The sequence below is a fragment of the Streptomyces sp. NPDC004610 genome (genome assembly GCF_040609715.1).
GTDB lineage: Bacteria > Actinomycetota > Actinomycetes > Streptomycetales > Streptomycetaceae > Streptomyces.
In genome coordinates this window covers 232,004-252,579 of record NZ_JBEXLA010000001.1, presented here as the reverse complement: position 1 = coordinate 252,579, position 20,576 = coordinate 232,004, and the positions used below count along the sequence as shown (strand labels likewise).

The window sequence follows — 20,576 nt, the reverse complement described above, 5'->3', positions numbered from 1 at the left end:
GCGGTGGGTCACCGGTCAGACGGTTTCGCCCCTTCGGCGGCGACCCGTCCGAAAGCGCGCCCCGCGATCCTCGCGATGGTGTTCCGGTAGTTCGAGGAGCCCCGCCTGTGATCGTCCGGGGCATTTTTTGTGCTTCGGCGCGGTTAGGTCTGACGCAAAGAGACATACGCGGCCGTCCGCCAGATGGCCGTGTGGTGCTAACCGAGGAGGACAAATCAGCGCCGAGCCCCGCATCAACGACCGGATTCGCGTTCCCGAGGTGCGACTTGTCGGTCCCAGTGGCGAGCAGGTGGGCATCGTCCCGCTGGCCAAGGCACTGGAGCTTGCCCAGGAGTACGACCTCGACCTCGTCGAGGTGGCGGCGAACGCCCGTCCGCCCGTCTGCAAGCTCATGGACTACGGGAAGTTCAAGTACGAGTCGGCCATGAAGGCCCGTGAGGCGCGCAAGAACCAGGCGCACACGGTCATCAAGGAGATGAAGCTCCGGCCGAAGATCGACCCGCACGACTACGACACCAAAAAGGGTCACGTCGTCCGGTTCCTCAAGCAGGGCGACAAGGTCAAGATCACGATCATGTTCCGTGGTCGAGAGCAGTCCCGGCCCGAGCTGGGCTACCGACTGCTCCAGCGGCTCGCGGAGGATGTCCAGGACCTCGGTTTCGTGGAATCGAACCCGAAGCAGGACGGCCGCAACATGATCATGGTCCTCGGTCCGCACAAGAAGAAGACCGAGGCGATGGCCGAGGCCCGCCAGGCCCAGGAGGCCCGCAAGGCGTCCGCCAAGGCGAACCCCGGTCGCTCGCAGAACCCCGCCGACGCGGACGAGGACACCGCCGATGCGGAGATCCCCGCGGAGGAGCACGCCGAGGCGTGACCCCCGGGACACCGTCCCAGGACAGACCGTACGACAGAACGACGCTCCACCCGTGCCCGGTTTACGTGACCGGGCACCGGAGCGCCACAACGAGGAGATAACGGCGCTATGCCGAAGAACAAGACGCACAGCGGTGCCAGCAAGCGCTTCAAGGTCACCGGCTCCGGCAAGGTGCTCCGTGAGCGCGCCGGCAAGCGCCACCTGCTTGAGCACAAGTCGTCCCGTGTGACGCGTCGCCTCACCGGCAACGCCGAGATGGCCCCGGGCGACGCCAAGAAGATCAAGAAGCTTCTCGGCAAGTGACATCCGGCGCGGACGGCTTTCGCGCCTGATCCCGACCGGGACCCATATCGTTTCCGGGCCGCGTGAGTACCGCCGCGGCCCCGCTACAAGGAGTTAACAAGTGGCACGCGTCAAGCGGGCAGTCAACGCCCACAAGAAGCGCCGGGCGATCCTGGAGCAGGCTTCCGGCTACCGCGGTCAGCGCTCGCGCCTGTACCGCAAGGCCAAGGAGCAGGTCACCCACTCGCTGGTCTACAACTACAACGACCGCAAGAAGCGCAAGGGTGACTTCCGCCAGCTGTGGATCCAGCGCATCAACGCCGCTGCCCGCGCCAACGGCATCACGTACAACCGCTTCATCCAGGGCCTGAAGGCCGCGGACGTCGAGGTCGACCGCAAGATCCTCGCGGAGCTGGCCGTCAACGACGCGAACGCGTTCGCGGCGCTGGTCGAGGTCGCGCAGAAGGCGCTGCCGGCGGATGTGAACGCGCCCAAGGCGGCGTGACGCCGGCGCTGGCCTTGGCCGGTGACTTTCGGGACCCGCAGGTCTGATGCCTGCGGGTCCTTTGTGTCCTGGGGTGGGTGCGCGCTGTCGGGTGCGGGTGCGGGTGCGTGGTGGCTGGTCGCGCAGTTCCTCCCCCAGAGGGGGTACCCCCAGCGCCCCTAAAAGCACGGCGCTGCCCTGCCCGGCATGCTGCGACCGCTGTCCCCCGCCTCAGCCGCAGGCAGAAACATCCCGTACACGTCCCGCGTAACAACCTCCCCCCTCACCGAAAGCGAGCCCATGGCAGGTGCCCGTCCCACTCCCGAACTCATCTCGCCCCGGTCCCCGCGGGTGGGTGCCGCGCGGCGGCTGGGGAAGCGGAACTTCCGGGGGAAGGAGCGGCTGTTTCTCGCCGAGGGGCCGCAGGCCGTGCGGGAGGCGGGCGCGCAGCCGGAGACGCTGGTCGAGCTGTTCGTGACGGTCGAGGCCGCGGAGCGGTACGCGGACATCGTCGGGGCCGCCCGCGGCGGCGGGGCCCGGGTGCATCTGGCGTCGGACGAGGTCATCGCCGATATCTCCACCACCGTGACGCCCCAGGGGCTCGTGGGGGTGTGCCGGTTCATCGACACGCCGTTCGCGCAGATCCTCAAGGCCCGGCCCCGGCTGGTCGCCGTGCTCGCGCATGTCCGGGACCCCGGGAACGCGGGGACCGTGCTGCGGTGCGCGGACGCCGCCGGCGCCGAGGCCGTCGTCCTGACCGACGCGTCCGTCGATCTCTACAACCCCAAGGCCGTACGGGCGTCCGTCGGGTCGCTGTTCCATCTGCCGGTGGCGGTCGGGGTGCCGGTGGCGGAGGCCGTCTCGGGGCTCAGGGCGGCCGGTGTGCGGGTGCTCGCCGCGGATGGCGCAGGCGACCGAGATCTGGACGACGAGCTGGACCACGGCACCATGGGCGGGCCCACCGCCTGGGTCTTCGGGAACGAGGCGTGGGGGCTGCCGGAGGAGACCCGGGCGCTCACCGACGCCGTCGTCCGCGTCCCCATCCACGGACGGGCCGAGAGCCTGAACCTGGCGACCGCCGCCGCCGTATGTCTGTACGCGTCCGCCCGTGCGCAGCGCGCGCCCGAAGGCTGCCGGACCGTCAGCGGGACCTAGTAGGGTGACCAGCTCGGGGGCCTCCTGCGCGGTCTGAGAGGTGGGGTACGGGGATGAGTGTCGGTACGAGCAGCGTGCCGGGAGCGCCTCGGGTGCGCCCGTCCGCCGCGTCCCGGCCGTCCGCGCAGCCCGCGGACCTCGGCATCGACCCGGACGAGCTGCCCGACGGACTCGTCGTCGCCGACCAGCACGGCCGGGTCGTCTGTTTCAACCGCGCCGCCGAGCGGATCACCGCCGTCACCGCCGCCGCCGCCCTCGGGCAGCCGCTGGAGAAGGCGCTCCCGCTGGAGGATCTGGAGGGGCGCCGCTGGTGGCAGCTCACCGATCCCTACGGCGGGCTCGCCATCCGGGTGCGGCAGCCGGAGCGGAATCTGCTGCTGCCGGGGGGGCGGGAGGTGCTGGTCTCCGCGACATATGTGCGCGAGCGGCCCACCGGGCCGGTCCGCCGCCTGGTGGTCTCGCTGCGGGACACCGAGGCCCGGCGCCGCACCGAGCGCAGCCACGCCGAGCTGATAGCGACCGTCGCCCATGAGCTGCGCTCGCCGCTGACCTCCGTGAAGGGGTTCACGGCGACCCTGCTGGCGAAGTGGGAACGCTTCACCGACGACCAGAAGCGGCTGATGCTGGAGACCGTCGACGCCGACGCCGACCGGGTCACCCGGCTGATCGCCGAGCTGCTGGACATCTCCCGGATCGACTCCGGGCGGCTGGAGGTGCGCCGCCAGCCCGTCGACATGGGCGCCGCCGTCGGCCGGCACATCCAGGCGTATGTGGCCGCCGGGCAGTCCGCGGAGCGGTTCCTGCTGCGGGTCGGGCAGCCGCTGCCACCGCTGTGGGCGGACCCCGACAAGGTCGACCAGGTGCTCAGCAACCTCATCGAAAATGCCGTGCGGCACGGCGAGGGAACCGTCACCATTGACGTCACGCCCACCGCGTCCCCCCGGGAGGGGGAGGACGCCGGCACATCGGTCACCGTGAGCGACGAGGGCACCGGCATCCCGGAGGAGTCCATGAACCGCGTCTTCACCCGCTTCTGGCGGGGCAGCAAGCGCGGCGGCACCGGGCTCGGGCTCTACATCGTCAAGGGCATCGTCGAGGCCCACGGCGGGACCATCACGGTCGGGCGCGCCCCCGGCGGCGGCGCCGAGTTCCGATTTACGTTGCCCGTGGCCGCTCCGGCGTATCTCGCCTGACGGCCGCGGGCGCATCCGTCTGTCCCCACCCCGTTAGACTCGGCCTTTGGCACCTTTGTGTCCTCACGCGGCCCTGAGCGTCGCCCGCCAGTCGGTGACGGGGATCTCCAGCCAGCCAATCGGAAGTACGGGAAGAGATGTCGGCACCCAATAAGTCGTACGACCCTGTCGAGGTCGAGGCGTTGAAACCGGAAGAGATCGAGCGCATGCGGGACGAGGCGCTCGCCGCCTTCGCCGCCGCCGGCTCCCTCGACGCGCTCCAGGAGGCCAAGGTCGCCCACACCGGCGGCACCTCCCCGCTGGCGCTCGCCAACCGCGAGATCGGCGCCCTGCCCCCGCACGCCAAGGCCGACGCCGGTAAGCGGGTGGGCCAGGCCCGGGGCGCGGTGAACAAGGCCCTCGCCGCCCGCCAGGCCGAGCTGGAGGCCGAGCGGGACGCCCGCGTCCTGGTCGAGGAGGCGGTGGACGTCAGCCTGCCGTACGACCGGATCCCGGCCGGGGCCCGGCATCCGCTGACCACCCTCTCCGAGCGCATCGAGGATGTCTTCGTGGCCATGGGCTACGAGGTCGCCGAGGGGCCCGAGGCCGAGGCCGAGTGGTTCAACTTCGACGCGCTGAACATCGGCCCCGACCACCCCGCCCGCGGCGAGGCCGACACCTTCTTCGTCCGCGGCGAGAGCGGCGGCGCCGAGTCCGGGGTCGTGCTGCGCACCCACACCTCACCGGTGCAGATCCGTTCCCTCATGCAGCGCGAGCTGCCGGTGTACGTGATCTGCCCCGGCCGCGTCTACCGCACCGACGAGCTGGACGCCACCCACACCCCGGTCTTCCACCAGGTCGAGCTGCTCGCCGTCGACGAGGGCCTGACCATGGCCGATCTCAAGGGCACCCTCGACCACATGGTCCAGTCCCTGTTCGGCGCGGACATGAAGACCCGGCTGCGGCCCAACTTCTTCCCCTTCACCGAGCCGTCCGCCGAGATGGACATGGTGTGCTACGTCTGCCGCGGCGCGTCCGTCGGCAACCCCGACCGCCCCTGCCGCACCTGCTCCTCCGAGGGCTGGATCGAGCTGGGCGGCTGCGGGATGGTCAACCCCCGGGTGCTCACCGCCTGCGGGGTCGACCCGGAGAAGTACAGCGGATTCGCCTTCGGGTTCGGCATCGAACGGATGCTGATGTTCCGCCACAACGTCGAAGACATGCGAGACATGGTCGAGGGTGACATCCGGTTCACCCGGCCGTTCGGGATGGAGATCTGATGCGGGTCCCGCTTTCCTGGCTGCGGGAGTACGTCGACCTGCCGGCCACCGAGACCGGTCGCGACGTCCAGGCCAAGCTGATCTCGGCCGGACTTGAGGTCGAGACGGTCGAGCAGCTCGGCGACGGCCTCAAGGGCCCGCTGGTCGTCGGACAGGTCCTCACCATCGAGGAGCTGGAGGGCTTCAAGAAGCCGATCCGCTTCTGCACGGTCGATGTCGGCACCGCCAACGGGACGGGCGCCCCGCAGGAGATCGTCTGCGGCGCCCGCAACTTCGCCGTCGGCGACAAGGTCGTGGTGGTCCTGCCGGGGGCGGTGCTGCCCGGCGGCTTCGCCATCGCCGCCCGCAAGACCTACGGCAGGACCTCGCACGGCATGATCTGCTCCAGCGACGAGCTGGGCATGGGTGACTGGGGGTCCCCCCGGACGGAGTCTGGGGGAGGCAGCAAGGGCATCATCGTGCTGCCGCCCGAGACCGAGATCGGCAAGGACGCCATCGAGCTGCTGGAACTGGTCGACGAGGTGCTCGACATCGCCGTCACCGCCAACCGCGGCGACTGCCTCTCGATCCGCGGTGTCGCCCGCGAGGCCGCCATCGCCTACGGCCTCCCGCTCAGCGACCCGGCCCTGCTCGACGTCCCCGGGCCCAACGCCTTCGGCTACCCGGTCACGGTCGCCGACCCGCTCGGCTGCGACCGCTTCACCGCCCGCACGGTCACCGGACTCCACCCCGAGGCCCGCTCCCCGCTCTGGCTCCAGCGCCGGATCCAGAAGGTCGGCATGCGCCCGATCTCGCTGGCCGTCGATGTCACCAACTACGTGATGATGGAGCTGGGCCAGCCGCTGCACGCCTACGACCGGAGCCTGGTCCAGGGCACCATCGGGGTCCGCCGGGCCGAGGAGGGCGAGAAGATCGTCACCCTCGACGGCGTCGAGCGCTCCCTGCACGCCGAGGACCTGGTGATCACCGACGACCGGGGCCCCATCGGCCTCGCCGGTGTCATGGGCGGCGCAAACACCGAGATCGCCGACCACGAAGGGGCACAGGGCGCCACCAGCGAGGTCGTGATCGAGGCGGCGCACTTCGACGCCGTGTCCATCGCCCGGACCGCCCGGCGCCACAAGCTGTCCTCCGAGGCGTCCCGGCGCTTCGAGCGGGGCGTCGATCCGCAGGCCGCGTCCGCCGCCGCCCAGCGCACGGTCGATCTGCTGGTGCTCCTCGCGGGCGGCACCGCCCAGGCCGGGGTCACCGTGGTCGCCACCCCGTCCGCGCCGCACACCGTCACCACCCCCGCCGACCACCCCGACCAGGTCGCGGGTGTCACCTACGGCCGGGAGATCGTCGTCCGCCGCCTCCAGCAGGTCGGCTGCGATGTGTACGGCCAGGACGAGCTGATCGTGACCGTGCCGTCCTGGCGGCCCGATCTGCTGGAGCGCAACGACCTCGCCGAGGAGGTCATCCGGCTGGAGGGCTACGAGAACCTGCCCTCCACCCTGCCCAAGCCCGACCCCGGGCGCGGGCTGACCGACCGGCAGCGGCTGCACCGCCGGGTGGGCCGCGCGCTGGCCGGCGCGGGCTATGTCGAGGCGCTCAACTACCCGTTCCTCGGCGAGGGCGTCTTCGACCAGCTCGGACTGGCCGCCGACGACCCGGCCCGCCGGGTGGTCACCCTCGCCAACCCGCTCAACGACGAGGAGCCCGCCCTCCGGACGGCCCTGCTGCCGGGTCTCCTCGGCGCGCTGCGCCGCAACGACGGGCGCGGGTCGCACGATCTGGCGCTCTTCGAGACCGGCCTGGTGTTCCTGCCGCGCGCGGAGCGGGTCGCCGTCGCCGCGCTGCCGGTGGACCGGCGGCCCACCGACGAGGAACTGGCCGCGCTGGATCTCACGCTGCCCGAGCAGCCCCGCCATGCCGCCGTCGTCCTCGCGGGCGCCCGTGAGCAGGCCGGCTGGTGGGGCACCGGCCGCCCGGCCGGCTGGGCCGACGCGGTGGAGGCGGCCCGGGTCGTCGCCCGCGAGGCCGGTGCCGAACTCGTCGTCCGCAAGGGGCAGTACGGGCCCTGGCACCCCGGCCGGTGCGCCGAGCTGGCGGTCGTCGTGGACGGCGCCGAGCGGGTCGTCGGCCACGCCGGTGAGCTGCATCCCCGGGTGGTGAAGTCGCTGGGGCTGCCGGAGCGGACCTGTGCGGCGGAGCTGGACCTGGACGCGGTCGCCGCGGCGGGCGGGGGCGTGCTCCAGGCGCCCCGGATCTCGTCGTTCCCCGTCGCCACGCAGGATGTGGCGCTGGTGGTGGACGCCGGGGTCGCCCACGCGGATGTCGAGGCCGCGCTGCGGGAGGGCGCGGGGGAACTGCTGGAGGGGATCCGGCTGTTCGATGTGTATGTGAACGAGGAGCAGTTGGGGGCGGGGAAGAAGTCCCTCGCGTATGCGCTCCGCTTCCGGGCGGGGGATCGGACGTTGACTGTGGATGAGGCGTCTGGGGCTCGGGATGCGGCGGTTGCCCTTGCGGGCGTGCGGGTGGGGGCGGTTCTTCGGGGGTGAGTGGGGGCGCCTAGGGGGGTTGGGGTGTGGGGTTGGGTGGCGGCTGCGGGTGGTGTTGTGGCTGGTCGCGCAGTTCCCCGCGCCCCTAAAAGCAGGGCGTTGCTGCGTCCCCTGTTCAAAGGATCCGGTCACTCGTCTGGGTGAGGAAATGGAGTGAATCGGGTTCTTTGGGGTGGGGGGCGGCAGAATCGGACCGGCCTTTCGGGGCCGGTCCGTGCTGTCTGGGCCTGACTGGGGGGCCATCGGCATGATGCGTTTCGGTGCTGGGCCGGTACGGCGCTCGCTCGCGCTGGGGCTTCCGGCGGCCTGGGGTGCGGTCGCGATCACCTACAAGCTGGTCTGTCCGCTGGCGCAGCAGACCGGACTCGGCGCGCGGATCGCGACCAGCGCGGTGTTCTTCGCGGTCGGGGCCGGACTCGTCCTCCAGGTGCGGCGGGCGCTGCTGAGCGAGCTGCGGCAGGTGTGCGAGGTGGCCGGGGCGGCGCAGGAGGCGCTGATCGGGCCGCTGCCGCCGAAGGTCGACGGGCTCGGGGTGGCCGCCGCCCAGCTCTCCGCCGACCGGGGCGCGTTCCTCGGCGGTGACCTCTACGACGTGATCGCCACCGAGCACGGGGTGCGGGTGGTGATCGGGGACGTCCGCGGGCACGGGCTCGCCGCCATCGGGACCGTCGCCGCCGTGCTGGGCAGCTTCCGTGAGGCCGGGCACGACGAGCGGGACCTCGCGGGCGTGCTGCGCCGACTGGAGCGGGCCCTCGCCCGGCATCTGCGCCAGCGGTCCGGGACCGGCGCCGACACCGGCGGCGAGGACTTCGTCACCGTACTGCTGCTGGAGATCCACCGGGACGGGGACGTGCGGGCGCTGAACTGCGGGCATCCATGGCCGCATCTGCTGCGGGACGGGGAGGTGGTGGCGGCGCAGGGGGCCGAACCGCTGCCGCCGCTCGGGCCGTTTCCGCTGCCGGCCGAGCTGCACCCCGTACCGATCGGGCTGCTGTTGCCCGGGGAGACGCTGTTTCTGCATACGGACGGTGTCGAGGACGCCCGGGATGCGCATGGCCGGTTCTTTGCGCTCGGGGAGGCGCTTCGGGCGGTGGTGGGGGAGGGGCCGTTGCCGCCGCAGGCGGTGCTGGGCGCGGTCTACACCCGGCTGTTGCGGCACGCCGGGGGACGGCCGGCCGACGATGTGGCCATGCTGGCGGTGCGCAACGAGCGGTGCGCGGTGCTGCCGCTGCCCGGGGAGCCGGTCGGTCACCGGGCGCACCACGTGCCATGACGTCGTGGCCGCGAAGCGTCCGCCGGCCCGTGGTGCGCCTGGGTCCTCCTCCCGGTTACCGGTGTGTCCCTCGTCGGCGCGGCGGCGCCGTCCGTCCGGCCACGGAGTGTCGGGCAGACGGCCGGGCGGACGGCGCGAACAAGGGCCGCCGCACTGTACGAGGGGGAGCCGGCGGCCCGGCCGGCCTCTTGACGAGGTGTTTCAGTCAATCCGTCGGGCACTCAGAGCGACAGCGCGCGCACACCCCGGATTCGGGCACTCCGATCACACGGGGTGTGAACGCGGTGGCACTACGCTGTGCGGACCTAGTTTCGGGGGGGACGGGACATGCAGCCCAACACTTTGCTGGACGCGATCCTGGACGAGGCCGGGATGTCGCACGCCGGACTGGCCGCGTACGTCAATCAGGCCGGGCGGTCCCGGGGGCTGGCCCTGCGGTACGAGCACACGGCCGTGGCGCGCTGGCTGAAGGGGCAGCGGCCCCGGGGCCAGGTGCCCGACCTGATCTGCGAGGTGCTCGCGGTCCGGCTGCGCCGGGCGGTCACCCTGGACGACATCGGCCTCGGGGTGCCCGGCGAACCCGCCTCCCCGCACGCCGGTTCGCTGTCCGGGTTCGTGGAGCGGGCGACCGCGCTGTGGCGCTCCGACCAGCAGTGCCGCCCGCATCTCCTGGGCGCCCCCGCGGTCACCGGGACGCCCGCGGTGATGCCGGTGTGGGAGTGGGAGAACCCGCCCGAGGACACCGATGTCTCACGCGGCGGCCGGCACCGGGTCACCCCGGCCGACCTCGACATGCTGCGGGCCGCCCGCACCCACTACGAGCAGCTCTACCGCAAGGCCGGCGGGCTCGTGACCCGGGGCCGGATCGTCGGCTTCCTCACCGCCGAGGCGGCACCGCTGCTGCGCGGCAGCTACACCGACGCCACCGGCCGTCAGCTGCACCGCGCCACGGGCGGGCTGGTGGCCATCGCCGGGATCTGCGCCTACGACTCCGACGCCCATGGCCTCGCCCAGCGCTACTTCCATCAGGCGCTGCGGCTGGCGAAGGCGAGCGGTGACCGGGGCCTGGGCGCCTATGTCATCGCGCTGCTGGTCAACCAGGTGCTGTTCATGCGGGAGTACCGGCAGGCCGTCGCCTTCGCGGAGGCCGCGCTGCGGGCGGCCGGCAAGCACATCACCCCGGCCCTCGCCTCCGATCTGTACGCGATGCAGGCGAAGGCGTACGCCCATCTCGGCGACGGCAGCGAGGCGCTGTCCTGCATCCGGCGGGCGGAGCGGGCCGCCGAACGCATCCGGCCGCCGTACGAGCCCGATGAGACCGGATATGTCCAGCCGGGCCTGGTCAATGTCCAGGTGGCGGAGGCGCTGCTGAGCCTCGGTGAGCTGACGGCGGCCGGGGAGCACGCCACGGCCGCCGTGGACAACCCGGCGCACGACCGCGGCCGGGTGCACCGGCTCGCCATGCTCAGCACCATCGAACTCCGCCAGGGCAACGCCGACAAGGCGGTGGTGACGGCCATCCGGATGGCCGAGCAGGCGCGCGGCATGGAGTCCCACCGCCTCCGGGACCGGCTGCGCGCGGTGCGGGAGCATCTGATCCGCAGCGGCGCCACGGGCACCACCGACGCCGCCGAACTGATCGACGGGGCGCTGCGGGTACCCCTCTAGGGCTTGCCGGTGCATGGGAGCGCGGGGCGGCCGGACGGAGGCGTTCCGGCCGACGGGGCCGGATTCCGCGCGCCCGTCGCTGCATCGTGAGCCGCTCCTTCTGCGCCTGCTGCCGGACCGCCGCTGCTGCGATATTGCCCCTAATTCAGCGGAAGGCGGCAGAACCGTGCAGTGGACAAAACAGACTGAACAAACTGTGTATGAAAATCGCTGGTTCAGCGTCAATCTTGCGGATGTCGAGCTGCCGGACGGCCGACATCTCGATCACTTCCTGATCCGGCTGCGGCCCGTCGCCGTGGCCACGGTGGTCAATGAGGCCAATGAGGTGCTGCTGCTGTGGCGCCATCGCTTCATCACCGACAGCTGGGGGTGGGAACTGGCCGCGGGCGTCGTCGAGGACGGCGAGGACATCGCGGCTGCCGCCGCCCGGGAACTGGAGGAGGAGACGGGCTGGCGGCCGGGGCCCCTGCGGCATCTGATGAGCGTCGAGCCGTCCAACGGGCTCACCGACGCCGTCCACCACATCTACTGGACCGACGCGGGCGAGTACACCGGCCATCCGGTGGACGACTTCGAGTCGGACCGCCGGGAGTGGGTCCCCCTCAAGGTGGTGCCCGATCTGGTCGCCCGGGGCGAGGTCCCGGCCGCGAACATGGCGGCGGCGCTGCTGTTACTGCATCACTTGCGGCTGGGGCAGGACATGGTGGCGTAGGGCCTCCGGCGGCGGGGCAGCTGTGAGGGGCCCGGTACCGGTGCGGCGGTGCCGGGCTCCGGGGCCTCCGGGATTCCGGCACCGCTTCCGGGGGCGGCCGTCGCTTCCCGCGCCGCGTCAGCCGTAGCTGTAGAAGCCCGACCCGGACTTACGGCCCAGGCGGCCCGCGTCGACCATCCGCTGGAGCAGCGGGGGAGCGGCGTAGAGGGGCTCTTTAAACTCGTCGTACATCGAGGAGGCCACCGAGGCCACCGTGTCCAGACCGATCAGGTCGGCCAGCTTCAGCGGGCCCATCGGGTGGGCGCAGCCCAGCTCCATGCCGTTGTCGATGTCCTCCCGCCCGGCGATCCCGGACTCGAACATCCGGATCGCCGAGAGGAGATACGGGATCAGCAGCGCGTTGACCACGAAACCGGAGCGGTCCTGGGCGCGGATGGCGTGCTTGCCGAGCACCTTCTCGGTGAACAGCTGCGCCCGGCCGAGGGTGCCCTCGGAGGTGGTCAGCGCCGGGATCAGCTCCACCAGCTGCTGCACCGGCGCCGGGTTGAAGAAGTGGATGCCGATCACCTGGTCGGGGCGGGAGGTGGCCACCGCGAGCCGGACCAGCGGGATCGAGGAGGTGTTGGAGGCGAGGATCGCGTCCGGACGGCTCACCACCTGGTCCAGGACCTGGAAGATCTCCGTCTTCACCTGCTCGTTCTCGACCACGGCCTCGATCACCAGATCACGGTCGGCGAACTCGCCCAGATCGGTGGTGAAGGTCAGCCGGGCCAGGGTGGCGTCCCGCTCCTCCTCGGTGAGCTTGCCGCGCTCGGCGGCCTTGGTGAGGGAGTTGTGCAGCCGGGTCCGGCCCAGTTCCAGGGCCTCGCCGGTGGTCTCGGCCACCTTCACCTCCAGCCCGGACCGGGCGCACACCTCGGCGATGCCCGCGCCCATCTGCCCACAGCCGACCACTCCGACCCGCTCGATGTCGGTCACATCGTCCCCTTCGTCGTCCTCGTCGTCGCTTCGCGCCGTCCGGCGGTTGGGCCGACGGTTTCGGCACCCTGCTCCGTTCGTGCACGTTACCCGTACGTAGCGATGATCGATCGCCTGGGTGCGGGCATCCTGACCCCCGAAGGCGGCCCGTGCTCGCGCCGAGCCGCAGGGTGATGGACCGGAGAGGTGGGAGTTCCATGGGACGGCTGTCCCGACGGACGTTCGCGCTGGCCGCGCTGTCGGCCCTGGTGCCGACGGGGGCGGCGCAGGCCGTGCCCGGCAGCAGGCCGTGGCACACCGACACCGGTGGGGTGGGGGAGATGCGGGGGGTGTGGCTGGCCACGGTCGTCAACCGCGACTGGCCCTCCCGCACCGGACTGACGGCCGCCCAGCAGCGCGCCGAACTCCTCACCCATCTGGACCGGGCGGTCGCGGCCGGGCTGAACACGGTGATGTTCCAGGTGCGGCCCTGCGCCGACGCGCTGTGGCCGTCGCCGTACGAGCCGTGGTCGCAGTATCTGACCGGCACCCAGGGCAAGGATCCCGGCTGGGACCCGCTGGGCACGGCGGTGACCGAGGCGCACGCGCGCGGGCTGGAACTGCACGCCTGGTTCAATCCGCTGCGGGTGGCCATGCACACCGACCTCACCAGGCTCACCGCCTCGCACCCGGCCCGCCGCAACCCCGGCTGGACGGTCCCCTACGGCGGCAAGCTGTACTACAACCCGGGGCTGCCGGAGGTCCGCTCCTTCGTGCAGGAGGCCATGCTCGACGCGGTCGCCCGCTATCCGGTGGACGCCGTGCACTGGGACGACTACTTCTACCCCTACCCGGTCGCCGGCCAGGTCTTCGACGACGACGCCGCCTACGACGCCCACGGCGGCTCCTTCGCCACCCGGGCCGACTGGCGGCGGGACAACATCAACCGGCTGGTCCGGGACATGGCCGCCGCGGTCCGGCGCACCCGGCCCGGCACGGAGTTCGGCATCAGCCCGTTCGGCGTGTGGCGCAACGCGGGCACCGACCCGCTCGGCTCGGACACCCGCGCCATGCAGTCCTACGACGACATCTACGCCGACACCCGGCGCTGGGTGCGGGAGAACTGGGTCGACTACCTCTGCCCCCAGCTGTACTGGCACATCGGCAACTCCGCGGCGGACTACGCCAAGCTGGTGCCCTGGTGGGCGGAGGTCGCCAAGGGCACCGGCACGCGGCTGTACGTGGGGGAGGCGCTGTACCGGGCGGGCGACCCGGCGCAGGCGGCGGCCTGGCAGGACCCCGCCGAGCTGTCCCGCCATCTGACCCTCGCCGCGAAACACCCCGAGGTGCGGGGGCATGTGTTCTTCGCGGCGAAGGAGGTGGGGACGGATCCGGTGGGCGCGATGAAGCGGGTCACGGCGGATCACTATGGGCGGGTGGCGGTGCCGCCTCGATGAGCGGGGTTGTGTGAGGCGTGGGGGTGGTGGGGTGACGGGGTGGCGGGGTGGCGAGGTGGTGGGGTTAGCGGGGTGGTGGGGTGGCGGGTGGGATGTGTGGCGGGTGTTTGGGCTGATGGCCGCGGGGTGTGGGGCGCGGGTCTGACTCGCCGGGGGGTGCGGCGCGGGTTGGGGTTGGTCGTCGGGGGGTGCGCGAGCGGTCTTGCGGGGTGGCGTTGGCCCGGCTGGGTGGCGTTGGTCCGGCTTGCTTGCCGGGGCATTGGGCATAGGTGCCTGGTTCGGTGGACGGGGGGCCACTGGCCTGGCGGGTGGCGGGGGCGGGGGTGTGCGGCGTTGGCCCGTGTCCGATCCGGCCGGGGTCTTCGGCACGGGTGCCTGGTGCGGCGGTCGGGGCAGGCTTGACCGGTCTTGATGGGTTGCCGGAGGCGGGTGGCGCGGACCCGGGTCGCAGGCCGGAGCTCTCGGTATCGGCGTCCGGCTCGCTGACCGGAACCCTCGACAGGGGCGCCCGGCGCTGTGCCCGGGGTTCGCGGAGGTGTCCGGATCGGCGGCCGGGGTTCGCGGAGGTGTCCGGATCAGCGGCCAGGGTTCGCAGAAGTGTCCGGATCGGCGGCAGGGCCCGCGCCGGGGTCCCGCTCAGCGGCCCGGGGTCATCTCCCGGTGCCGGATCTCGGTGTCGGGGCCCGGGGAGCAGACGCCCTCGTGGCCGTCCTGGAAGCGGACGCGATACGGCGGTTCACCGCCCCGGCCCAGTACTTCGACGATCTCGCCGACCTTGTCGATCTGGCCGACCACCCTGCCGTGCTGGACAAGCCGGTCACCCACGGTTGCACGCATCTGGGGGCCTCCTCACGCTGGTGCGGGAGCAGCGGTTCGTGCTGTCGAGTCTACGGCCGGGGTTCTCGCCGGACCGTCCGTCCGTCGGTCCCGTCCCGTCGGTCCCGTCCCGTCGGTCCCGTCCCGCCGGGCCCGGCCACCGCGGCGGACCCCGGTCAGGCCCGCGCCCGCTGGGTGACCGCGATGCAGATCAGTACCGCCGCGGCCGTCAGCGGAGCCGCCGGGGTCAGGTGTTCGCCGAGCAGCAGGACCGACCACACCAGTGTGAGCAGCGGCTGGGCGAGCTGCAACTGGCTGGCCCGGGGGATGCCGATGGCCGCCATGCCCCGGTACCAGACCAGCAGGCCCAGGAACTGCGAGCCCACCGCCACCCACACCAGCCCGGTCACACTGTGCGCGGTGAGCTGGACCGGCTCCTGGGCCAGCGCGACCGCCGCCGCCGGTATCCCCAGCGGCAGGCACAGCACCAGCGCCCAGCCGATCACCTGCCACCCCGGCATCACCCGCGCCAGCCTGCCCCCCTCGGTGTATCCGGCCGCGCACACCAGCAGCGCCCCGAAGAGATACAGATCGGCCCCGCTCAGCGCCCCGCCGCTCTGCTGGACGGTGAAGGCCAGCACCGCGCCCGCGCCCGCCAGGGCCGCCGCCCAGAAGGTGCGCGAGGGCCGATGGCCCATCCGCAGCGCGGACAGCGCCGCCGTGGTCAGCGGCAGCAGCCCCACCACCACGGCGGCGTGCGCGGTGGTGGAGGTCTCCAGGGCGAGCGTGGTCAGCAGCGGGAAGCCGATCACCACCCCGCCGGCCACCACCAGCAGCCCCGGCCAGTGCGCCCGGTCCGGGACGGGCACCCGCAGGGCCAGCAGACAGCCGCCCGCGACGACCGCCGCGAGCACACCGCGCACCGCCACCAGCGACCAGGGCCCGAACCCCTCCAGACCCCAGGCGGTGGCAGGGAAGGTGAGGGAGAAGGCGGTGACACCGAGGGCCGCCTGGAGGGTGCCGAGACCGGCCCGGTCCGGACTGCTCACCGCTACCGGCTTGGAGGCAATAGCGCTATCCTGTGCTGTCATGCATCAGAGTAGCAGTGTGGATGAGCTGGCGAATCGGCTGCGAGGGGAGCTGAACCGCTACTCTCCCGGTGGAAAGCTGCCGTCCAGTCGGGCGCTCGTCGAGCGGTTCCGGGTGAGCCCGGTGACCGTCACCCGCGCCCTCGCCCAGCTCGCCGCCGAGGGCCTGGTGGTGACCCGGCCCGGCGCCGGTGCCTTCCGCGCCCGGCCACGCACCCCGCTCACCCGGACCGGCGACACCTCCTGGCAGGAGGTCGCCCTCAGCGCCGACGGCGCCGCCGACCTCGTCCCCCGCACGGTCGACGCGTCCGGGGTCACGGTCTGCCTGGCCGCGCCGCCGCCCGGGGTGATCGAGTTCAACGGCGGCTATCCGCATCCCTCGCTCCAGCCCGAGCAGGCCATGGCCGCCGCGCTCTCCCGGGCGGGCCGCCGCCCCGGCGCCTGGGGCAGGCCCCCGCTGGACGGACTGCCCGAACTGCGCGAGTGGTTCGCCCGGGGCATCGGCGACACCGTCACCGCCGCCGACGTACTGATCTCCGCGGGCGGCCAGTCCGCGCTGACCACCGCGCTGCGGGCGCTCGCCCCGCCCGGCGCCCCCGTTCTCGTGGAGTCGCCCACCTACCCCGGCATGCTGGCCATCGCCCGCGCCGCCGGACTGCGCCCGGTCCCGGTGCCCGTCGACGCCGACGGCGTCCGCCCCGGACTGCTCGCCGACGCCTTCCGCGCCACCGGCGCCCGGGTGTTCGTCTGCCAGCCGCTGTTCCAGAACCCCACCGGCTCGGTCCTCGCCGCCGACCGCCGCCCCGAGGTGCTCCGCATCGCCCGCGAGGCCGGTGCCTTCGTCGTGGAGGACGACTTCGTACGGCGTCTGGTGCACGAGGACTCCGGGCCGCTGCCGCGACCGCTGGCCGCGGACGACGCGGACGGGGTCGTGGTCCATGTCTCCTCGCTGACCAAGGCGGCCTCGCCGAGCCTGCGGGTCGGCGCCCTCGCCGCACGCGGTCCGGTGCTGGAGCGGCTGCGCGCCATCCAGGTCGTCGACACCTTCTTCGTGCCCCGCCCCCTCCAGGAGGCCGCGCTCGAACTCGTCGGCTCGCCCGCCTGGGCCCGCCATCTGCGCCGCCTCTCCGCCGAACTGCGGGCCCGCCGCGACGCCATGACCGCCGGACTGCGGCTGCGGCTGCCCCGTCTCGCCCTCCCGCACATCCCCTCCGGCGGCTACCACCTCTGGCTGCGGCTGCCGGAGGGCACCGACGAGTCCCGGTTGCAGGGCGCCGCCCTGCGCGCCGGTGTCGCCTTCACCCCCGGCCGCCCCTACTTCAGCGCCGAACCGCCCGCCGCCCACATCCGGCTGAGCTTCGCCGCGGTCGCCTCCACCGATGAGATCGCCGAAGGGCTGCGGCGGCTGCGCACCGCCTGCGACGAGGTGCTCGGCCCGCCGGGACCCGCCGAAACCGTTCGACAGACCCCGGCCGGGCTGTGAGGATCCCGCCATGACCGACCCCCTCCCCGAACTCGCCCCTGGTTACGAGTTCTCCGCCGACCCCGGCCGGATCGACGCCGCCCGGGTGCACCTCTGGCTCTCCACCGACGCCTACTGGGCCCTCGGCCGCCCCCGCGACACGCAGGACCGGGCCATCGCCGGATCCCTCAACTACGGGGTGTACGACCGCGCCCGCGGCGATCAGGTGGCCTACGCCCGGGTGGTCACCGACCGGGCCACCTTCGCCTGGCTGTGCGATGTGTATGTGGACCCCTCGGTCCGCGGCAAGGGCATCGGCACGGCCTTCGTCGCCGCCGTCCGGGACACCCTGCTGCCGTACGGACTGCGCCGGGTGATGCTCGCCACGCACGACGCCCACGGGGTGTACGAGAAGCTGGGGTTCAGGGGGCTGGAGCAGCCGGAGCGGTGGATGGCACTGATGCCGGGGGAGTAAAGCCCTCCCCGCAGAGATTCCGCAGAGGCCCCGGAGGGACCCCGCAGGAGATCCCGCAGGAGATCCCGCGGAGGTCCCGGAGGGTCCCGCAGGTCGCGTCCGGCGTTTCACGGCATATGCCCGGCTGATTCTTACCATCCGGTAAACCCTTGCGCACCGACCGTAGCTCACCGGCTGTCGCCCCTTGACCTGGGCACACTCCGGGCACACCATCCCCGCATGGCCATCCGGGTCACCTTCGTCGCCGCCGCCCGCAGCTCCCCGCTGCTCGCCGAGACCTTCGAGGACGACCGGCCGCTGGACCGGGCAGGCTGGGCCGAGGTGCAGCGCCTCGCCCCTGAACTCGTGCCGCTCGCCGCCGCCGAGCTGCGCTACTGCTCGCCGACCCCGCGCAGCCGGGCCACCGGCGACGCCCTCGGCTACGCCCCGCTCGTCCAGCCCGCCCTGCGCGACTGCGACATGGGCCGCTGGCGCGGGCTGACGCTCGGCGAGGCCATGGCCCGCGAGCCCGGGGCGGTCGACGCCTGGCTGTCCGACCCGCGCGGCACCCCGCACGGCGGCGAGTCGATGGTCTCCTTCATCAGCCGGGTCGGCGGCTGGCTGGAGACCCGCCCGGTCGAGGACGGCGTCCATGTCGTCGCCGTCGCCGAGCCCTCGGTGATCCGCGCGGCCCTGGTCTACACCCTCAAGGCCCCACCGGCGACCTACTGGAACCTCGACGTCCGGCCCCTGTCGACCACCACGGTCACCGGCCACCGGGGCCGCTGGAACCTCCGCTTCGACGGAGCCCCGCCCTCCTGGCCGGGTCTCTAGCGCGGGCCGCCCTCCCGGGTGTACTCCGTGACCAGCAGCAGATCCTTCGCCGGGCCGCCGACCCGCCACACCGTGCGCCAGTGGTCGGCGCCGGTGACGGTGAACTCGCCCCGGTACAGATCGGCCGCGCAGGGGTGGTCGGCGACATGCCGTCCGGAGGTCAGATCGAGGTCGTGGAAGGGACGGCCGTCCGCGAACCGCACCTCGGCCGTGCCCGGCGCCGCCCCCGGCCGGAATCGCAGGGTCCGCTCCGCCGGGCGGGCCACGCCCTGCCAGACGAACGTCCCCGACTCCCGGTGCAGCAGCCCCTCGCCGTCCCCGGCCGCCTCGAAGACCGTCGACCCGGTGAACCGGCCCTCGCCGTCGCCGCCGAGATCGCGCACGGTCCGCTCCACCCGCCAGCGCCCGGCCAGATAGGCCAGGACGTCCGGCACCGCCCACAACCCGTCGTCGCCCATGGTCGCCACCGGCCCGGTCAGCAGACGGGCCCCGGCGCCGCCGCCGTCGCCCTCAGCAGATCCCGTACGAGGTCGTAGTCGATCCGCTCGGGTCTGCGGAACCGCAGACAGCCCTTGCCCATGTCCTGCCCGGCGAGCCGCTCCGCGAAGGCGTCCCGTACATCGGGCCGCATCAGATAGAGGGAGAGGTACTGCCGCTGCGCCGCGAACGCGATCTCGGCGACCCCGTCCCGCTCATAGGCGGGCATGCCGTACGCCATCACCTCGCGGAACCCGGTCAGCTCGGCGCGGCACAGCGCCCGCAGCCGGGTCAGCGCCGCGCGCCGGTCGTCCCGCGCCTCGTCCAGCCCGTCCAGATAGGCGTCCACCGTCTCCGCCGTGCTCCGCACCATGCGGTGAGCGTACTGCGGGGCCCGCGCGGGCTCACCCCTTGGTGGGCGGGGCGCCGGTCACTCCCCGATCACGCGGGGCCGTCGCTCACTCCCCGCGCGCCAGTGCGCTCAGCAGCGCCAGCGCGTTGCGCCATGCCTGGGCGGAGGTGTCCGCGTCCTCCAGGGCGCCGGACTCGGTGATCCGCACCAGCGTGCCGTCCGCCGCCGGGGTCAGGGTGATCTCGACCAGGTCGCCCGGCTCCGGCAGCCAGCGGAAGGCGAAACGCCGGCCCGGCTCGACCGCCTCCACCCGCGCCGGAAAGACACCGTGCTCGTCCCAGCTCAGCCGGATCGCGCCGCCGGGGACCGGATCGATCTCCGCGCCCCCGAACGCGTACCACCGCTCGACCTCGGGGCCCTCGGTCACCAGCCGCCAGGTCTCCTCCGGACCGGCCGGGACCACCGTCTCCTCGCTGATGCGCATACGGCGACCGTAGCAACCGCCACTGACAGCCCCGCCCGCCCTCAGGCCACCGGAGCGGCGGCGACCGCGCGCTCGGACTCCTCCAGCCAGTCCAGGTACCAGCGGGCGAAGGTCAGCGGGGCGCCGGTCGCGTCGAGGAGGGGTTCGAGGTCGGCCTCGTCGGCCCGGTCGTCGGCCCACATCGTGCCCCGGTGCGGGCCGGAGACCACCAGCCACTGGCGCAGCGCGCAGCCGCGATGGCACAGCGCCACCGCGCCCACCGTGCGCTCCACGGCGAACATCACGTCGCTCCGGCGCTCCTCCCAGGTCTCCATGGCGTCGTCGAAGGCGTCCTCGGCGAACTCGCCGTCGATGGTGAAGTCCTCCTCCTCGGGCCGGGAGGCGGCGAGTCTCTCCAGCACCTCCGGGGCATGCACGCGCCCCGGGAACGGCTCGGCGAGCCGCGCGGTCTCGGTGAGATCGCCCCCGTCCCCGTCCCAGGCCCACCGCCCCTCCTCCCGGCGCACCGGAAACACCCCGTACGAGGGCCCGGCCCCGCCCGCGCCGACCTCCCGCAGAAAGCCCCGGTACTCCTCCGGCAGCCGCACCCCGAGCCAGGACTCCAGCTCCGCCAGCTCGGCCGCGCTCAGTGTCCCGTCCAGTACCCATCCGTGCCCCTGCATGCCGAACACCGTCCCGCTCCCGGGCCGGTCCCGCAGCGCCTCGACCCGGTCCCGGATCCCCACCCACAGCTGATCGCTCATGGGAGCGAAGGT

21 protein-coding genes are annotated in these 20,576 nt (G+C 72.9%); 14 read left to right on the top strand and 7 right to left on the bottom strand.

The genetic code is table 11. The features are described 5' to 3' along the window. The first annotated feature begins 214 nt into the window (after positions 1–214). The 10 genes from infC (at position 215) to ABZX40_RS01060 (ending at position 11,440) form a co-directional block, all read left to right on the top strand. Positions 215–874, top strand: a complete 660-nt coding sequence (gene infC / locus ABZX40_RS01105) for a translation initiation factor IF-3 (protein ID WP_355733330.1) — start codon at positions 215–217, stop codon at positions 872–874. Positions 875–982: 108 nt separating this feature from the next. Beyond that, positions 983–1,177: a 50S ribosomal protein L35 gene (gene rpmI / locus ABZX40_RS01100; protein WP_055574739.1), complete on the top strand. Its 195-nt coding sequence runs from the start codon at positions 983–985 to the stop codon at positions 1,175–1,177. Between the two features lie 100 nt (positions 1,178–1,277). Beyond that, positions 1,278–1,661, top strand: coding sequence for a 50S ribosomal protein L20 (rplT, locus tag ABZX40_RS01095; protein WP_355732837.1), 384 nt, complete (start codon positions 1,278–1,280; stop codon positions 1,659–1,661). 279 nt (positions 1,662–1,940) lie between these two features. Continuing rightward, positions 1,941–2,795, top strand: a complete 855-nt coding sequence (locus ABZX40_RS01090; RefSeq protein WP_355732839.1) for an RNA methyltransferase — start codon at positions 1,941–1,943, stop codon at positions 2,793–2,795. Positions 2,796–2,848: 53 nt separating this feature from the next. Beyond that, entirely contained in the window at positions 2,849–3,988 is a 1,140-nt protein-coding gene (locus ABZX40_RS01085) for a PAS domain-containing sensor histidine kinase (protein ID WP_355732842.1), read from the top strand. A gap of 137 nt (positions 3,989–4,125) precedes the next feature. Further along, positions 4,126–5,247: a phenylalanine--tRNA ligase subunit alpha gene (gene pheS / locus ABZX40_RS01080; RefSeq protein ID WP_355732845.1), complete on the top strand. Its 1,122-nt coding sequence runs from the start codon at positions 4,126–4,128 to the stop codon at positions 5,245–5,247. Then, the gene (pheT, locus tag ABZX40_RS01075; protein WP_355732848.1) at positions 5,247–7,787 is read left to right on the top strand and encodes a phenylalanine--tRNA ligase subunit beta; all 2,541 of its coding nucleotides are present in this window, start codon (positions 5,247–5,249) and stop codon (positions 7,785–7,787) included. The genes pheS and pheT overlap by 1 nt, the downstream gene beginning before the upstream one ends. Positions 7,788–8,034: 247 nt before the next feature. Further along, a complete protein-coding gene (locus tag ABZX40_RS01070; protein WP_355732850.1) occupies positions 8,035–9,060 on the top strand; it encodes a PP2C family protein-serine/threonine phosphatase in 1,026 nt (341 codons plus the stop codon). Between the two features lie 327 nt (positions 9,061–9,387). Beyond that, the gene (locus tag ABZX40_RS01065) at positions 9,388–10,728 is read left to right on the top strand and encodes a transcriptional regulator (RefSeq protein ID WP_355732853.1); all 1,341 of its coding nucleotides are present in this window, start codon (positions 9,388–9,390) and stop codon (positions 10,726–10,728) included. A gap of 166 nt (positions 10,729–10,894) precedes the next feature. Continuing rightward, a complete protein-coding gene (locus tag ABZX40_RS01060) occupies positions 10,895–11,440 on the top strand; it encodes an NUDIX domain-containing protein (RefSeq protein WP_355732854.1) in 546 nt (181 codons plus the stop codon). A gap of 117 nt (positions 11,441–11,557) precedes the next feature. On the opposite strand, the gene ABZX40_RS01055 is transcribed toward ABZX40_RS01060, so the two are convergent. After that, on the bottom strand, positions 11,558–12,418 hold the full coding sequence (locus ABZX40_RS01055) for a 3-hydroxybutyryl-CoA dehydrogenase (protein ID WP_355732856.1): 861 nt from the start codon (positions 12,416–12,418) through the stop codon (positions 11,558–11,560). Between the two features lie 197 nt (positions 12,419–12,615). On the opposite strand from ABZX40_RS01055, the gene ABZX40_RS01050 reads away from it, so the two are divergent. Continuing rightward, complete coding sequence (locus tag ABZX40_RS01050; RefSeq protein WP_355732859.1) at positions 12,616–13,854, top strand: family 10 glycosylhydrolase; 1,239 nt, start codon at positions 12,616–12,618, stop codon at positions 13,852–13,854. Between the two features lie 636 nt (positions 13,855–14,490). On the opposite strand, the gene ABZX40_RS01045 is transcribed toward ABZX40_RS01050, so the two are convergent. Continuing rightward, positions 14,491–14,691: a DUF1918 domain-containing protein gene (locus ABZX40_RS01045; RefSeq protein ID WP_355732862.1), complete on the bottom strand. Its 201-nt coding sequence runs from the start codon at positions 14,689–14,691 to the stop codon at positions 14,491–14,493. A gap of 155 nt (positions 14,692–14,846) precedes the next feature. Continuing rightward, the gene (locus ABZX40_RS01040) at positions 14,847–15,761 is read right to left on the bottom strand and encodes a DMT family transporter (RefSeq protein ID WP_355732864.1); all 915 of its coding nucleotides are present in this window, start codon (positions 15,759–15,761) and stop codon (positions 14,847–14,849) included. Between ABZX40_RS01040 and ABZX40_RS01035 the strand changes: the two genes are divergently transcribed. The 3 genes from ABZX40_RS01035 to ABZX40_RS01025 all read left to right on the top strand — a co-directional run bounded on the left by ABZX40_RS01035 (position 15,760) and on the right by ABZX40_RS01025 (position 18,508). Then, positions 15,760–17,241 carry a PLP-dependent aminotransferase family protein gene (locus ABZX40_RS01035; RefSeq protein ID WP_355732866.1) on the top strand — a complete coding sequence of 494 codons (1,482 nt, stop codon included), beginning with the start codon at positions 15,760–15,762 and terminating at the stop codon, positions 17,239–17,241. The two genes, ABZX40_RS01040 and ABZX40_RS01035, sit on opposite strands and share 2 nt — an antisense overlap. 10 nt (positions 17,242–17,251) lie before the next feature. Next, positions 17,252–17,695: a GNAT family N-acetyltransferase gene (locus ABZX40_RS01030; RefSeq protein WP_355732869.1), complete on the top strand. Its 444-nt coding sequence runs from the start codon at positions 17,252–17,254 to the stop codon at positions 17,693–17,695. A 219-nt stretch (positions 17,696–17,914) separates the two neighbouring features. Next, positions 17,915–18,508 (top strand): histidine phosphatase family protein, encoded by a 594-nt coding sequence (locus ABZX40_RS01025; protein WP_355732872.1) that lies wholly within the window; start codon positions 17,915–17,917, stop codon positions 18,506–18,508. Here the strand turns inward: ABZX40_RS01025 and ABZX40_RS01020 are convergent. From ABZX40_RS01020 to ABZX40_RS01005, 4 genes are all read right to left on the bottom strand, one after another. Further along, the gene (locus tag ABZX40_RS01020) at positions 18,505–18,966 is read right to left on the bottom strand and encodes a DUF6314 family protein (RefSeq protein WP_355732874.1); all 462 of its coding nucleotides are present in this window, start codon (positions 18,964–18,966) and stop codon (positions 18,505–18,507) included. The genes ABZX40_RS01025 and ABZX40_RS01020 overlap by 4 nt on opposite strands. A 17-nt stretch (positions 18,967–18,983) precedes the next feature. Then, positions 18,984–19,358 (bottom strand): DUF1801 domain-containing protein, encoded by a 375-nt coding sequence (locus tag ABZX40_RS01015; protein WP_355732876.1) that lies wholly within the window; start codon positions 19,356–19,358, stop codon positions 18,984–18,986. 85 nt (positions 19,359–19,443) lie between these two features. Further along, entirely contained in the window at positions 19,444–19,821 is a 378-nt protein-coding gene (locus ABZX40_RS01010; protein ID WP_355732878.1) for an SRPBCC domain-containing protein, read from the bottom strand. Between the two features lie 41 nt (positions 19,822–19,862). Beyond that, a complete protein-coding gene (locus tag ABZX40_RS01005; protein ID WP_355732881.1) occupies positions 19,863–20,564 on the bottom strand; it encodes an SMI1/KNR4 family protein in 702 nt (233 codons plus the stop codon). Between the last annotated feature and the right edge of the window lie 12 nt (positions 20,565–20,576).

Coding starts and splice junctions, on each gene's coding strand:
- ABZX40_RS01030 (WP_355732869.1), top strand. CDS start 17,252: ATGACCGACCCCCTCCCCGAACTCGCCCCTGGTTACGAGTTCTCCGCC.
- pheS (WP_355732845.1), top strand. CDS start 4,126: ATGTCGGCACCCAATAAGTCGTACGACCCTGTCGAGGTCGAGGCGTTG.
- ABZX40_RS01050 (WP_355732859.1), top strand. CDS start 12,616: ATGGGACGGCTGTCCCGACGGACGTTCGCGCTGGCCGCGCTGTCGGCC.
- ABZX40_RS01015 (WP_355732876.1), bottom strand. CDS start 19,358: ATGGTGCGGAGCACGGCGGAGACGGTGGACGCCTATCTGGACGGGCTG.
- ABZX40_RS01065 (WP_355732853.1), top strand. CDS start 9,388: ATGCAGCCCAACACTTTGCTGGACGCGATCCTGGACGAGGCCGGGATG.
- ABZX40_RS01035 (WP_355732866.1), top strand. CDS start 15,760: ATGCATCAGAGTAGCAGTGTGGATGAGCTGGCGAATCGGCTGCGAGGG.
- ABZX40_RS01045 (WP_355732862.1), bottom strand. CDS start 14,691: ATGCGTGCAACCGTGGGTGACCGGCTTGTCCAGCACGGCAGGGTGGTC.
- ABZX40_RS01040 (WP_355732864.1), bottom strand. CDS start 15,761: ATGACAGCACAGGATAGCGCTATTGCCTCCAAGCCGGTAGCGGTGAGC.
- rpmI (WP_055574739.1), top strand. CDS start 983: ATGCCGAAGAACAAGACGCACAGCGGTGCCAGCAAGCGCTTCAAGGTC.
- ABZX40_RS01070 (WP_355732850.1), top strand. CDS start 8,035: ATGATGCGTTTCGGTGCTGGGCCGGTACGGCGCTCGCTCGCGCTGGGG.
- ABZX40_RS01005 (WP_355732881.1), bottom strand. CDS start 20,564: ATGAGCGATCAGCTGTGGGTGGGGATCCGGGACCGGGTCGAGGCGCTG.
- ABZX40_RS01025 (WP_355732872.1), top strand. CDS start 17,915: ATGGCCATCCGGGTCACCTTCGTCGCCGCCGCCCGCAGCTCCCCGCTG.
- ABZX40_RS01090 (WP_355732839.1), top strand. CDS start 1,941: ATGGCAGGTGCCCGTCCCACTCCCGAACTCATCTCGCCCCGGTCCCCG.
- pheT (WP_355732848.1), top strand. CDS start 5,247: ATGCGGGTCCCGCTTTCCTGGCTGCGGGAGTACGTCGACCTGCCGGCC.
- ABZX40_RS01085 (WP_355732842.1), top strand. CDS start 2,849: ATGAGTGTCGGTACGAGCAGCGTGCCGGGAGCGCCTCGGGTGCGCCCG.
- ABZX40_RS01020 (WP_355732874.1), bottom strand. CDS start 18,966: ATGGGCGACGACGGGTTGTGGGCGGTGCCGGACGTCCTGGCCTATCTG.
- ABZX40_RS01010 (WP_355732878.1), bottom strand. CDS start 19,821: ATGCGCATCAGCGAGGAGACGGTGGTCCCGGCCGGTCCGGAGGAGACC.